This is a genomic window from Streptomyces sp. NPDC104096 (assembly GCF_055584385.1).
Genome location: NZ_JBVJMD010000001.1, coordinates 247,026 through 260,113 on the forward strand (window position 1 = coordinate 247,026; position 13,088 = coordinate 260,113).

At 74.4% G+C, this 13,088-nt stretch carries 15 protein-coding genes; 12 read left to right on the top strand and 3 right to left on the bottom strand.

Annotation, left to right across the window (positions count from 1 at the left end):
* Window positions 1-155 precede the first annotated feature (155 nt).
* The 8 genes from ACZ60B_RS01255 (at window position 156) to ACZ60B_RS01290 (ending at window position 7,048) form a co-directional block, all read left to right on the top strand.
* Window positions 156-527 carry a holo-ACP synthase gene (locus ACZ60B_RS01255; protein ID WP_469383183.1) on the top strand — a complete coding sequence of 124 codons (372 nt, stop codon included), beginning with the start codon at window positions 156-158 and terminating at the stop codon, window positions 525-527.
* Window positions 528-598: 71 nt separating this feature from the next.
* Complete coding sequence (locus tag ACZ60B_RS01260; protein WP_469383185.1) at window positions 599-2,035, top strand: NAD(P)H-hydrate dehydratase; 1,437 nt, start codon at window positions 599-601, stop codon at window positions 2,033-2,035.
* Window positions 2,036-2,217: 182 nt separating this feature from the next.
* Complete coding sequence (locus tag ACZ60B_RS01265; protein ID WP_469383187.1) at window positions 2,218-2,517, top strand: hypothetical protein; 300 nt, start codon at window positions 2,218-2,220, stop codon at window positions 2,515-2,517.
* A gap of 240 nt (window positions 2,518-2,757) precedes the next feature.
* Complete coding sequence (locus ACZ60B_RS01270) at window positions 2,758-3,564, top strand: L,D-transpeptidase family protein (protein ID WP_469383189.1); 807 nt, start codon at window positions 2,758-2,760, stop codon at window positions 3,562-3,564.
* Window positions 3,565-3,690: 126 nt separating this feature from the next.
* Window positions 3,691-4,971, top strand: coding sequence for an alanine racemase (alr, locus tag ACZ60B_RS01275; protein ID WP_469383191.1), 1,281 nt, complete (start codon window positions 3,691-3,693; stop codon window positions 4,969-4,971).
* Complete coding sequence (locus tag ACZ60B_RS01280; protein WP_469383193.1) at window positions 4,968-6,215, top strand: alpha/beta fold hydrolase; 1,248 nt, start codon at window positions 4,968-4,970, stop codon at window positions 6,213-6,215. Before alr ends, ACZ60B_RS01280 begins: the two co-directional genes overlap by 4 nt.
* Complete coding sequence (gene tsaE / locus ACZ60B_RS01285; RefSeq protein ID WP_469383195.1) at window positions 6,181-6,693, top strand: tRNA (adenosine(37)-N6)-threonylcarbamoyltransferase complex ATPase subunit type 1 TsaE; 513 nt, start codon at window positions 6,181-6,183, stop codon at window positions 6,691-6,693. The genes ACZ60B_RS01280 and tsaE overlap by 35 nt, the downstream gene beginning before the upstream one ends.
* Window positions 6,694-6,856: 163 nt before the next feature.
* Window positions 6,857-7,048, top strand: a complete 192-nt coding sequence (locus ACZ60B_RS01290) for a hypothetical protein (RefSeq protein ID WP_469383197.1) — start codon at window positions 6,857-6,859, stop codon at window positions 7,046-7,048.
* A gap of 18 nt (window positions 7,049-7,066) precedes the next feature.
* Here the strand turns inward: ACZ60B_RS01290 and ACZ60B_RS01295 are convergent, their stop codons facing one another.
* A complete protein-coding gene (locus ACZ60B_RS01295; RefSeq protein ID WP_469383199.1) occupies window positions 7,067-7,621 on the bottom strand; it encodes a hypothetical protein in 555 nt (184 codons plus the stop codon).
* 215 nt (window positions 7,622-7,836) lie between these two features.
* On the opposite strand from ACZ60B_RS01295, the gene tsaB reads away from it, so the two are divergent.
* The 4 genes from tsaB to ACZ60B_RS01315 are packed head-to-tail and all read left to right on the top strand — an operon-like array spanning window position 7,837 to window position 10,385.
* The gene (tsaB, locus tag ACZ60B_RS01300; protein WP_351612515.1) at window positions 7,837-8,493 is read left to right on the top strand and encodes a tRNA (adenosine(37)-N6)-threonylcarbamoyltransferase complex dimerization subunit type 1 TsaB; all 657 of its coding nucleotides are present in this window, start codon (window positions 7,837-7,839) and stop codon (window positions 8,491-8,493) included.
* A gap of 29 nt (window positions 8,494-8,522) precedes the next feature.
* Window positions 8,523-9,020 carry a ribosomal protein S18-alanine N-acetyltransferase gene (gene rimI, locus ACZ60B_RS01305; RefSeq protein ID WP_469383541.1) on the top strand — a complete coding sequence of 166 codons (498 nt, stop codon included), beginning with the start codon at window positions 8,523-8,525 and terminating at the stop codon, window positions 9,018-9,020.
* Window positions 9,013-10,128 carry a tRNA (adenosine(37)-N6)-threonylcarbamoyltransferase complex transferase subunit TsaD gene (gene tsaD / locus ACZ60B_RS01310; protein WP_469383201.1) on the top strand — a complete coding sequence of 372 codons (1,116 nt, stop codon included), beginning with the start codon at window positions 9,013-9,015 and terminating at the stop codon, window positions 10,126-10,128. The genes rimI and tsaD overlap by 8 nt, the downstream gene beginning before the upstream one ends.
* Window positions 10,125-10,385 carry a hypothetical protein gene (locus ACZ60B_RS01315; protein WP_469383203.1) on the top strand — a complete coding sequence of 87 codons (261 nt, stop codon included), beginning with the start codon at window positions 10,125-10,127 and terminating at the stop codon, window positions 10,383-10,385. The genes tsaD and ACZ60B_RS01315 overlap by 4 nt, the downstream gene beginning before the upstream one ends.
* A 74-nt stretch (window positions 10,386-10,459) precedes the next feature.
* Here ACZ60B_RS01315 and ACZ60B_RS01320 read toward each other — a convergent pair whose 3' ends face one another.
* Window positions 10,460-11,479, bottom strand: coding sequence for a DUF3592 domain-containing protein (locus ACZ60B_RS01320; RefSeq protein WP_469383205.1), 1,020 nt, complete (start codon window positions 11,477-11,479; stop codon window positions 10,460-10,462).
* On the bottom strand, window positions 11,476-12,927 hold the full coding sequence (locus ACZ60B_RS01325) for a M48 family metalloprotease (RefSeq protein WP_469383207.1): 1,452 nt from the start codon (window positions 12,925-12,927) through the stop codon (window positions 11,476-11,478). The genes ACZ60B_RS01320 and ACZ60B_RS01325 overlap by 4 nt, the downstream gene beginning before the upstream one ends.
* Between the last annotated feature and the right edge of the window lie 161 nt (window positions 12,928-13,088).

The following is a 13,088-nucleotide window of genomic DNA, read 5'->3' on the forward strand; positions in this document are numbered from 1 at the left end:
TGGGTGGTGCCACTTGTGCCACCTGCGACATCTGCCCACGTGCGTGGTGCGTGGCGCGTGTGACGTGTGTGGCTGAAGTGATCAAGTTGCCGCAGGCTAGCAGTCCACTGTGACAGTCGCGCCGACGGAGGAACACCGGCCGTAGGGTGCTCGGCATGAGCATCATCGGGGTCGGTATCGACGTGGCCGAGATCGACCGGTTCGCGGCGTCGCTGGAGCGCACGCCCGGACTGGCGCAACGGCTGTTCCTGGAACGGGAGCTGCTGCTGCCCAGCGGGGCGCGCAGGGGGATCGCCTCGCTCGCGGCGCGGTTCGCGGCGAAGGAGGCGCTGGCCAAGGCGCTGGGCGCGCCGGCCGGTCTGCTCTGGACGGACGCCGAGGTGTTCGTCGAGGACAGCGGACAGCCGCGGCTGCGGGTGAGCGGCACGGTCGCGGCGCGCGCCGCGGAACTCGGGGTGCGCTCCTGGCACGTGTCCCTCAGTCATGACGCCGGGGTGGCCTCGGCGGTGGTGGTGGCGGAGGGATAGTCCGGGCACCGGGGCCTCGGGGGAGGGCCATAACCTGCGTGGTGCGGGTGCGGTGGGGAAGACTCGGACCCATGCGTACTGCGTACAGCGTGGAGACGGTGAGGGCTGCCGAGCGGGAGCTGATGGCGCGGCTGCCGGAGGGCGCGCTGATGCAGCGTGCCGCCGCCGGACTGGCCGCCGCCTGCGCGGACCTGGTCGGGCGGGTCTACGGCACCCGGGTCGTGCTGCTGGTCGGCAGCGGCGACAACGGCGGCGACGCCCTGTACGCCGGGGCCCGGCTGGCCCGGCGGGGCGCCGGTGTCACGGCGGTGCTGCTGGCGCCGGAGCGCACCCATGCCGGCGGCCTCGCCGCCCTGCGGCGGGCGGGCGGGGTGACGGTCGCCCCGGACGCGGCCGACGGCCCGATCCGCCGGGCCGGACTCGTCGTCGACGGCATCGTGGGCATCGGCGGCACGGGCGGGCTGCGTCCGGCCGCGGCGGCGCTGGCCGCGCTGGTCGAGGAGTCACGGGCGGCCGTCGTCGCCGTCGATCTGCCCAGCGGGGTGGAGGCGGACACCGGAGAGGTACGGGGCGCCGCCGTGCGCGCGGATCTGACGGTGACCTTCGGGACGCACAAGCCGGGGCTGCTGGTCGACCCGGCGCGCGAGTACGCCGGGTCCGTGCGGTTCGTGGACATCGGGCTCGGGCCCGAACTGCCCGTGGAGCCGGAGCTGGAGGCGTTGCAGCACGCGGACGTGGCCGCGCTGCTGCCGCTGCCCGGCGCGGAGAGCGACAAGTACCGGCGCGGTGTCGTCGGCATCGCCGCCGGGTCGGCGCGCTACCCGGGGGCCGCCGTGCTGGCCGTGGCCGGTGCGCTGCGGGGCGGGGCCGGTGCGGTGCGGTACGTGGGGCCCGCCGGGGACTCCGTCATCGCCCGGTTCCCGGAGACCCTGGTCTCGGACCGGGGGCCCGGGCACGCCGGGCGCGTACAGGCGTGGGTCGTCGGACCGGGGGCCGGGGACGACGCGGACGCCGTGGCGGAGGTGCTGGCGACGGACGTGCCGGTGCTGCTGGACGCCGACGGGCTGCGGCTGGCCGACCCCGGGGCGGTACGGGCGCGCACGGCACCGACCCTGCTGACCCCGCACGCCGGGGAGGCCGCGGCGCTGCTCGGCGTGGCGCGGGAGCAGGTCGAGGGGGCCCGGCTGGAGTCGGTGCGGGAACTGGCGGGGCGGTACGGGGCGACCGTGCTGCTGAAGGGGTCGACGACGCTGGTCGCGGGCCCCGGGGACCGGACCGTACGGGTGAATCCGACGGGCACGTCCTGGCTGGCCACGGCAGGGAGCGGGGACGTGCTGTCGGGGCTGGGCGGATCGCTGCTGGCGGCGGGGCTGGGCGCGGTGGACGCGGGGAGTGTGGCGGCGTACCTGCACGGGCTGGCGGGGCGGTTCGCGTCGGACGGGGCGCCGACGGGGGCGCACGACGTCGCCGAGGCGATCCCGGGCGCCTGGCGGGACGTGCGCGACTGAGCGGGAGAGCGGCGAGGAGGACCGAGCGGGAGCCGGTCGGGAGCGCTTGCCGTGCCTGTGCGGCGAAGCGCGCCGATGACTGCCGGGGTCCGGCATTGTCGCCCCGCGGCGAACGGCGGCAGCATGCGTGCGTCCTGGTCGGGACGTGGTGATGCCTGTGTTCGTCGTTCGGAGGAAGCCCCGTGGAATGGATCGTCGGATTCGGCTCGGTCGTGGGCCTGCTGTTCTGGGCCCTGGGAGTCGCCTCGATACGTACGGGGTGGACGCTGCCGTGGGCGCGCCGCCATGTCCGGCATCACCGGATCTACGGAGCCGGCGCACTCCTGATGGGAACGTCCTGCGTGGTGCAGGGGCTGTTCTGCTTCGGTGCGCTGCCGACGCCGCCCTGGGAGGCCCGCTTCTTCGGCGTGAACGCGCTCCTGCTCACCGGACTGCTGCTGCTCGGAGCCGGTCAGCTGCTCCCTGTCCGGCGTAAGGGCTGAACGGGGGACCCCGCCGCGCGCCACCCTTCGTCCGGCCCCGCACCACGATTCGCTGATCGCATGATCAGCGTACGAATGCGAGGAATCCGGGGAGCGCGAATCCGAGGAGTGCGATTCCGGGGAGTGCGAGGGACGCGGGGGATCGCCGTTCTGCTCGCCGCCGCTGCCGTTCTTCCCGCCGGTGCCGTCGCAGCCCGGGCCGCGCCCCGGCCTCCCGCCGCTCTTCCCGCCACCGTCCCCGTGTCCGCTCCCGACCCCGCCGCCGGCCCCGAGGGCGAGCTCGTGCCCGGGGTGCCGCCGGGGCCGTACCGGCCCTGGCAGATCGACACCCCCGACCAGATGCTGGCACCGAGGACGTATGCGCCCAGCGCAGCCGAGGACGCCGTCGAGCCGCGCGCCGCCGAGCGCGGGACCTACGCGCTGGTCGAGTACGTCCCGCTGGCCGACCTGGTCGCGGGCGTGACGTGCAGCGAGCTGACGGGGCCGTTCCAGCGGCAGGTGGAGCGCTGGCTGAAGCTGAAGGTGGACGGGAAGCAGTCGGCGGCCGACTGCCGGGCGATCCGGGCGTTCCAGGAGAAGGAGAAGATCAAGCCCGCCACCGGGTTCGCCGGGACCGTGACCTGGGCGCGGATGATGCTGAAGTCCGCGAGGAAGGACCCCGACGCGGCCGGGAAGTGCCCGGTGCGGACGTACCGGGTGGCCTGTGTCGACCTCGACCGGCAGCTCACGTGGGTGCAGAAGGGGGAGAAGGTGCTGTTCGGGCCCGTGCCGATGCGCAGCGGGCGGATCGGGCACCGGACGCGTCCCGGATGGCACACGATCTACTGGCGGCACAAGAACCACGTGTCGACGATCTACCACACCCCCATGCCGTACTCCCAGTTCTTCGACGGCGGAGAGGCCTTCCACGCCGTGTACGGCAGCCTCTACACGACCGTCGGCTCCTGGGGCTGCGTCAATCTGACGCTGGGCGACGCGCGCACCCTGTGGGGCGTGCTGAAGCAGAACGACCGCGTGTACGTCTGGGGGCACAGGCCGGCGCCGTAAGTCGGCGCGGACGGCGGCCCGGGGCGTGGCACGGATCGTGACCGGGCGTGGCACGCGACCGGGCACCTCGCCCACCCGGGCCGGTGCCGAAGGGCCGCCGCGCCCCTCTGAGACACTGGGGGCGCCATGAATGAGACAGCACCTTCGCCGACCGCCCCCCTGCGTGCCCGCGCCGAGATCGACCTGGCGGCCCTGCGGGCCAATGTGCGCACCCTGCGCGCCCTCGCGCCGGGCGCGGCCCTCATGGCCGTCGTGAAATCCGACGCGTACGGCCACGGCGCGGTCCGCTGCGCCCGGGCGGCCCTCGACGCGGGAGCGACCTGGCTCGGCACGGCCACCCCCGAGGAGGCCCTGGCGCTGCGCGCCGCCGGGCTGCCGGGGCGGATCATGTGCTGGCTGTGGACGCCCGGCGGGCCCTGGCAGGAGGCGATCGAGGCCGACCTCGACGTGTCCGTCAGCGGGATGTGGGCGCTGCGCGAGGTCGTGCGGGCGGCGCGGGCGGCCGGTGTGCCCGCGCGGGTGCAGCTCAAGGCCGACACAGGGCTCGGCCGCAGCGGCTGCCAGCCCGGCGAGGACTGGGCCGAGCTGGTCGGCGCGGCCCTGGCGGCCGAGGCCGAGGGGCTGGTCCGGATCACCGGGCTCTGGTCGCACTTCGCCTGCGCCGACGAACCCGGGCACCCCTCCATCGCCGCGCAGCTCGGCGTCTTCCGGGAGATGCTGGCGTACGCGCAGGCGCGCGGCGTCCGCCCCGAGGTGCGGCACATCGCCAACTCGCCCGCCACGCTCACCCTGCCCGAGAGCCACTTCGACCTCGTGCGGACCGGGATCGCCGTGTACGGCATCTCGCCCAGCCCCGAGCTCGGCACCCCCGCCGACCTGGGGCTGCGCCCGGTGATGACGCTGTCGGCGTCCGTCGCGCTGGTGAAGCGGGTCCCGGCCGGTCACGGCGTGAGCTACGGCCACCACTACGTCACCCCCGGTGAGACCACCCTCGGCCTGGTACCCGTCGGCTACGCGGACGGCATCCCGCGGCACGCCTCCGGCAGCGGACCGGTCCTGATCGACGGCAAGTGGCGCACGGCCGCCGGGCGGATCGCGATGGACCAGTTCGTCGTCGACCTCGGCGGCGACGAGCCCGAGCCGGGCTCCCGCGCGGTGCTCTTCGGCCCCGGCGACCGGGGCGAGCCCACCGCCGAGGACTGGGCGCAGGCCGCGGGCACCATCGCGTACGAGATCGTCACGCGCATCGGAACCCGGGTTCCGCGCGTCTATGTGAACGAAGAACCGGAAACAAGTACGGCGACCACCACGGCCACTACGACGACCACCACGGCCGACCCGGCCGGTACGGCGACCGCGACCGGTCCGGCCGTCACGGCCGACACGGCGAAGAGGAGCGGTACGTGAGCGAGAGCAGTGCGGAGGCCGTCGCGAGCGCCACGGCGGCCGTCGCCTCCGCCGCGGCGGCGTCCGGCGGCTGGCGCAGGACGACCGGTCTCGCGGGTGCCGCGATAGGCGTGCTGGCCGCGGGCGCGGCCGCCGGTGTCGCCATCGAGCGGATGACCGTCGGACGCGGGATGCGCAGGCGGGCCCGGCTCGCACTGGACTCCACCGGCCCGTACGGCGCGCTGCGCGGCACCCCCGGCAAGGCGTACGCCGACGACGGCACCGAGCTGTACTACGAGGTCGACGACGTCGAGCCCGAGGGCGGCCCGGCACCCCGCAGACGCCGGCTCTTCGGCCGCAAGGCCCCCCTCCCCGTCACCGTCGTCTTCAGCCATGGCTACTGCCTGAACCAGGACTCCTGGCACTTCCAGCGGGCGGCGCTGCGCGGTGTCGTACGGACCGTGCACTGGGACCAGCGCAGCCACGGCCGGTCCGGGCGCGGGGCGGCGCAGGCCGGCGGCGGCTCGCCGGTCACCATCGACCAGCTCGGCCGGGACCTGAAGGCGGTCATCGACGCCGCCGCGCCGGACGGACCGATCGTGCTGGTCGGCCACTCCATGGGCGGGATGACGGTGATGGCGCTGGCGGCCCTGTACCCGGAGCTGATCCGCGACCGGGTGGTCGCCACCGCCCTGGTCGGTACGTCGTCGGGGCGGCTCGGCGAGGTCAACTTCGGACTGCCCGTCGCCGGGGTCAACGCGGTGCGCCGGGTGCTCCCCGGTGTGCTGAAGGCGCTGGGGCAGCAGGCCGAACTGGTGGAGAAGGGGCGCAGGGCGACGGCGGAGCTGTTCGCCGGGATCATCAAGCGGTACTCGTTCGCGTCCCGGGACGTCGATCCCGCGGTCGAGCGATTCGCCGAACGCATGATCGAGAGCACGCCGATCGACGTGGTCGCCGAGTTCTACCCGGCCTTCACCGACCACGACAAGACCGAGGCGCTCGGGCTGTTCAAGGACATGCCGGTCCTGGTGCTGGCCGGGGTCCGGGACCTGGTGACGCCCAGCGAGCACAGCGAGGCCATCGCGAGCCTGCTGCCGGACGCCGAACTCGTGCTCGTGCCGGACGCCGGGCATCTGGTGATGCTGGAGCACCCGGAGGTGGTGACCGACCGCCTCGCCGACCTCCTCACCCGCGCCGGCGCCGTGCCCGCAGGGGCTACCGTGGGTGGCTATGGAAGCACCAGCAGCACCGCACAGCCCGGCTGACCTCGAACTGACCGTCACCTCGCCCGACCAGATGCGCGAACTGGGCCGCCGTCTGGCCAAACTGCTGCGCGCGGGCGACCTGGTGATGCTCAGCGGCGAGCTCGGCGCGGGCAAGACCACGCTCACCCGCGGGCTCGGCGAGGGCCTCGGCGTGCGCGGCGCCGTCACGTCCCCGACCTTCGTCATCGCCCGGGTGCATCCCTCGCTCGGCGGCGGCGCTCCGCTCGTACACGTCGACGCCTACCGGCTGGGCGGCGGGCTGGACGAGATGGAGGACCTCGACCTCGACGTCTCGCTGCCCGAGTCCGTGATCGTCGTGGAGTGGGGCGAGGGCAAGGTCGAGGAGCTGACCGACGAGCGGCTCCAGGTCCGCATCCACCGGGCCGTGGGCGACACGACCGACGAGGTGCGGCACGTGACCGTGACCGGGCTGGGGGAGCGCTGGGGCGCGGTCGACCTGAGCGTTCTGTCGGCCTGAGGGCGTCCGGGAGGGGCCCCGCGGCGGCTGAGACGTTCGCATGAACGTTCCGACAACCCGTCGGCAAGATGTTGCGCCGGGCGCTCCGGGCGTGGTCACATGGTATCCAGTTCGTAGTTAGGTCTACCTAACCGCGTCCGCCCCCGGCCCTCAGGAGGCGTCCATGCCGGCCACGGAACCCCAGTCGCAGTCCGGGCAGCGCGGGTCGGCCCTGCGCGGCCTGTCCCTGCGCGAAGCGTCGATGCGCGGACCGTCGATGCGCGAGCTGCTGGCGTCGTGCGCGGCCGCGGACGCGGTCTCCACCCCGCCCCGCGCGCCCGACGAACGGCCGGAGAACCGCCGCGAGGCCGCCTGACCGACGGCGAGCCGCCGCTCAGCGGATCACGACGACCTTCTGGCCGATCGTCGCGAACACCCACATCGCGTCGCCGTCCTTGCGGGACTCGCGGATGCCGCCCGTCTTCACGCTCGTGTCGGAGGGGTCCGCCGCCGGCCCCACGGCCGCGCTGAACCCGATGACCACGTCGCCCGCGTTGGCGAAGCGCACGACGTGCTCGATGGGGGTGCCGTCCGTGCCGGTGACCGCCCTCGAGCGGGAGGTGACGAAGTAGGAACCCGGCAGCGGATCGACGCTGCCCGGCTTGACCTCGAAGGTGCGCTCGACCCGGCCGCTCCCGCCGACCAGCCACACCCGGTCGTCGTCCACCGAGTACACGACCCGTTCACCCGTGCCGGAGTTCTTCGGCAGCGCGGTGGGGTTCCCCTTGTCCCGGGGAGCCTTCGCGGCCGCCTTGGTGGGTGCGCCGACCGCGGTTGTGGCGTCGAAACCGGCCGGGACGGTCGACGAGGCCTGGTAGGCGAGGAAGGCGACCGTCGCCACGGCAGTCGCGGTCAGCCCGGCCACGAATCCCGCGCTGCTGCTTGCCACCGCTGCCACCTCTGCATCCGTGCCGGGAGCCGTACGCCGTGCCTCCCGGCGACGTTAGCAGCCGGGTCCCGCCCGGCCCGGGCGTGCGAGCCCGCGGCCGGGGCCCGTGTCGGACCCGGGCCGCGGGCTGCCGCGTACCCGGGCCGCGGGCCTCCCCGTGCCCCGGCTCGGGCGCAGCGCGTCCGGCACGGGTCGCGGAGCCGTAGGCTGTTTGCGTGCTCTTGCTCGCTCTGGATACCGCCACCCCCGCCGTCACCGTCGCGCTGCACGACGGCACGGACGTCATCGCCTCGTCGAGCCAGGTCGACGCCCGCCGGCACGGCGAGCTGCTGCTGCCGGCCGTCGACCGTGTGCTCGCCGACGCCGGGCTGAAGCTCGACGCCGTCACGGCGGTCGTCGTCGGCACCGGACCCGGCCCGTACACCGGGCTGCGCGTCGGGCTGATGACCGCCGACACCTTCGGGCTCGCGCTCGGCGTCCCGGTGCACGGCCTGTGCACGCTGGACGGCCTCGCGTACGCCGCCGACATCGAGAAGGGCCCCTTCGTCGTGGCGACCGACGCCCGCCGCAAGGAGGTCTACTGGGCGACGTACGCCGACTCCCGGACCCGGCTGACCGGCCCCGCCGTCGACCGGCCCGCCGACATCGCCGACCAGGTGGCCGGGCTCCCGGCCGTCGGCGCGGGCGCGCTGCTCTACCCCGACACCTTCCCGGTCGCCCGCGAGCCCGAGCACGTCTCCGCCGCGGCCCTCGCCTCGCTGGCCGCCGAGAGACTGGCCGCGGGCGAGGAACTGCCCGAACCCCGGCCGCTGTACCTGCGCCGGCCCGACGCGCAGGTGCCCAAGAACTACAAGGTGGTCACCCCGAAGTGACCGAGCCCGTGACTCCTCGCCTGCGCGAGATGCGCTGGTGGGACATCGACCCCGTGCTGGAGCTGGAGAAGGAACTCTTCCCCGAGGACGCCTGGTCGCGGGGGATGTTCTGGTCCGAACTGGCCCATTCGCGCGGCCCCGGGGCGACCCGGCGGTACGTGCTGGCCGAGTCCGAGGGCCGGGTCGTGGGCTACGCGGGCCTGGCCGCCTCCGGCGACCTGGCGGACGTGCAGACCATCGCCGTCGCCCGCGACCATCAGGGCACCGGCCTCGGCTCCCGGCTGCTGACCGACCTGCTGCGGGCCGCGACCACCTTCGAGTGCGCCGAGGTCATGCTCGAGTGCCGGGTCGACAACGTCAGCGCGCAGCGGCTCTACGAGCGGTTCGGCTTCGAGCCCATCGGCTTCCGCCGCGGCTACTACCAGCCGGGCAACATCGACGCCCTGGTGATGCGCCTGACCATGAAATCCGGCGGCGGCTCCGCCGAGGGTTCCGCCCCCGAACAAGGAACAGAGATCAATGGCTGACGAACCCCTGGTCCTGGGGATCGAGACCTCCTGCGACGAGACCGGCGTCGGCGTCGTCCGCGGTACCACCCTGCTGGCCGACGCCATCGCGTCCAGCGTCGACGAGCACGCGCGCTTCGGCGGGGTCGTGCCGGAGGTGGCGTCCCGCGCGCACCTGGAGGCGATGGTCCCGACCATCGACCGTGCGCTGAAGGAGGCCGGGGTCTCCGCGCGCGACCTGGACGGCATCGCGGTCACCGCGGGCCCCGGTCTGGCCGGTGCGCTGCTGGTCGGCGTCTCGGCGGCGAAGGCGTACGCCTATGCGCTCGGCAAGCCGCTGTACGGCGTCAACCACCTCGCCTCCCACATCTGCGTCGACCAGCTGGAGCACGGCGCGCTGCCCGAGCCGACGATGGCCCTGCTGGTCTCCGGCGGCCACTCGTCGCTGCTGCTGTCCACGGACATCACCGCCGACGTCCGCCCCATGGGCGCGACCATCGACGACGCGGCGGGCGAGGCCTTCGACAAGATCGCCCGGGTGCTGAACCTCGGCTTCCCCGGCGGCCCGGTCATCGACCGGTACGCCAAGGAGGGCGACCCGCGCGCCATCGCGTTCCCGCGCGGGCTGACCGGGCCGCGCGACCCGGCGTACGACTTCTCCTTCTCCGGACTGAAGACGGCCGTGGCCCGCTGGATCGAGGCCAAGCGGGCGGCGGGCGAGGAGGTGCCGGTGCGGGACGTGGCGGCCTCCTTCCAGGAGGCGGTCGTGGACGTGCTGACCCGCAAGGCCGTACGGGCCTGCAAGGACGAGGGCGTCGACCACCTGATGATCGGCGGCGGTGTCGCCGCCAACTCCCGGCTGCGGATCCTCGCCCAGGAGCGCTGCGAGGCGGCCGGCATCCGGCTGCGCGTGCCGCGCCCCAAGCTGTGCACCGACAACGGCGCGATGGTGGCCGCGCTCGGCGCGGAGATGGTCGCCCGGGGCCGGTCCGCGTCCGACTGGGACCTCTCGGCCGACTCCTCGCTGCCGGTGACGGACACTCACGTACCGGGCCGCGAGCGGGAACACGGCCACGGCCACGGCCACGATCATGTGCACGAGGTCAGCAAGGACAACCTCTACTCATGACCGTCGCGCTGATGTGGGAGGCGCGGGCGGCGACCGGGCGCGGCGCCGAACTGCTCGCCTGGGCGCGGGAGCAGGAGCTGCCCGGACGGCCGCCGCTGCGCCGGGAGACCTTCCGCGCCCCCCAGGACCGCGTCCTCGTCATCACTTGGTGGGACGCGCCCCACGACGCCGACCTGCCCGAACTCCCCGAACCAGCACCGGACTTGGTCACCCGGACCGTGCACCGCTGGCGGTTCGAACAGGTGGCGGAGGCGTGACGGGACGTACGTCCCGCGGGGGTCGGCGGACCGGGTGAGGGGGCCGGTGTCCCGGAGGGCACCGGACCACCGGCTCAGGGCTGCGGGGCCGACAGCGCCCAGACCGCGGTGAGCAGGGTCGGTGTGAACAGGACGAACCCCACCACCGCGACCAGCGTGCCACCGCCCATCAGGAAGCCCCCGAAGACACCGAGTACGGCGCCCAGCGCGGCGATGCCCGCGCCCGACCACCACCACGGGTGCGCGGGGCGCGGTTCGGCGGCCGGGCGGACGAAGGCGTCCCGCAGGTCGAGCCGGCCGACCTCGTGGTCGTCGAGAAACACCTTCGTCGGCGGCTTCCGGCGCAGCCGCCCCAGCGGCACCGGCCGGGTGCCGTCGGGCAGCCGCACCACGGCGGGCCGGTTGCCGCGGGCGTGCACCGTCACCGGTACCCGGCCGTCCGTCAGTTCGTCGAGGGCCGGATGCCACATGACCCGCTGCCAGCGCTCGGTCGGCTTCACGACCTCCGACGCCACCGGCCGGTCGGCCTGCTCGGGCAGCTCGGCCTCCGACAGCACCAGCCAAGTGCTGTTCGGGTTCTGGAACGTGTTCCCCAGGTTCAGCCGCTCCCCACGGCGCACCGTGGCCGTCATCGGGTGGCCCGGCCGCCGGGCCGCCAGCCGGAACCGCAGTCCGCGCCAGAGCCAGATCCCGCCCAGCGGGACGAGGACGAGGCCGCCGAGCACCGCGGGCACCCAGCGGTCGTCCTCGGCCGCGGTCTCGTCGGGGTCCGCCGGGAAGCCCTGCGGGTCCGCCTCGGCGGGATCGTAGGCGACCTCGAAGCGCTTGCCCTCGGTGTAGCGGCCGGTGTCGTAGATGCCGAAGCGCTGGACGTGCGTGCGGTCGTCCGCGTCGGTCCAGCGCACGCGGATGTCCTCGTCGCCGCCGATGCCGTCCTCGACGATCAGCCCGGTGGCCGTCGCCGTGGCACGGTCGCGGGCGTGCCCGTAGGCGTAGGCGTGTCCGATGAGCCAGGTGGCGAACAGGGCGTAGCCGACGACCGTGACGGTGAGGCCGAGGAGCGCGACGCGCAGGGCGGGTCCCGGGCGTCTCATGCTGCCGTCTCCTTCCGGGCCGTGGCGGAGGCCGCCAGCAGGGCCCGTACGGGCTCGGGGTCCCCGTCCTTCAGGGCGGCGGTGACCGGCTCGTAGAGGTCGACCGTCCTGCCGTCGGGCGCGACCAGGACGCTGTTGATCCAGCGGCTGGCGTGGGCCCAGCCGGCCGCGCGCAGCACGGACTCCAGTCCCTGGACCACCGCGGTGCTCAGCACCTGCGGGGCGGCCACCGACCGCATCGCGGCAGGCATCCAGCGCAGCTGCGGTTCCAGGCGGCGGGCCAGGAGCGGCCAGGTGCCGTCGGCGACGGTGTCCAGCGCGGCGGCCACCGCCTCCTCGGGCGCCTCGTGGCCGGTGGCGCGCTTCAGCAGCGTGAGACCCGTGCGGTCGCTCAGGGCGTGCAGCCGGTCGTCGGGCAGGTCGAGCAGACGGACGGGGCGCCGGTCGTCCGCCGGTGTGTCCTCCAGCTCGGCCAGCAGGCCCACGCACCAGCGCTCGACGGACTCCGCGGTCCGCAGGGCGAGGGGCGCGCCGGTGCAGGGCGCGGCCGCCTCGACGCCGGCGGGCAGCGCGGCGATCCGGTGGTCGAGCGGCGGATGGTCCTCGACGGCGTACGGGAAGGCGGCGGCCTCTTCCTCCTCCGTGGCGACGGCGAGGACGCTGCGCTCGGCCACGAGCGGCTCGGCCAGGGCGCTCTCCAGGGCCTCGTACAGGTCCTCGGGGTAGGTGTCCTCCTCGCCCGTCGAGAACACCCAGTCGGCGCCGAGGTTTTCGAACGCCGCGTGGATCATCCCGGTCCGGCGCAGCGCCTCGGCGGTGGCCGCGGTGCCGGCGACCCGGACGGCGTCGGCGTCGGCGGCCGTCTCCGCCCGCCACATCCGCGGCTGGGTGGCCCGCAGCAGCGGTGCGGCCAGGGGGCCGAGCGGGCGGAAACGACTGTCCATCCGGTCCGCGAGACAGGCGCGGGCGAACCGCAGCGCCGACATGCGCCGGTCGCGGGCATGGTGGACGTGCGCCAGTTCATGGGCGACGACGGAGGCGAGCTGGGCGTCGGTCAGCATGCGCAGCAGGGGCAGTCCGAGCAGCAGGACGTAGGTGCGCACACCGTCGACCTTCACCGGCCCCATGGACGCGTCCACGTCGGGGACGATCCGCACCAGCAGCGGCTCCCGGAAGCCGACCCGTTCGGCCACGTCCTGCACCAGCGCGACCAGTTCCGGTTCGTCCTCGGGCCGCACGGCCCGGCCGGGCGGCTGCTCCCGGCCCATGAAGCCTCTCGTGGCGCCGACCACGAACATCCCCACCAGCCACACCAGCATCCACCCGGTGTGGAACAACAGGCTCGCGATCGTCAGCGCGACGCCGACGACGGCATGCGGCAGCCAGGCCACGGCCAGCGTCGCGCCGATGAGCAGCCACTCGCGGAGCGGCCGCGGTCGTATGTCCATGGGGGTGCGTTCCTGTCACGTGCGTGTGCCCGGGTGTCGGCGGATTCTGGCACACGGCGTGGGCGCATCTGTACGAATATCGGCCACGGACGGATCACGTTGTCCCGGCGCCCACGTGTCCTCGCTCATGCGCCTTCCCGCACGCGCCTTCCGGCCACGCG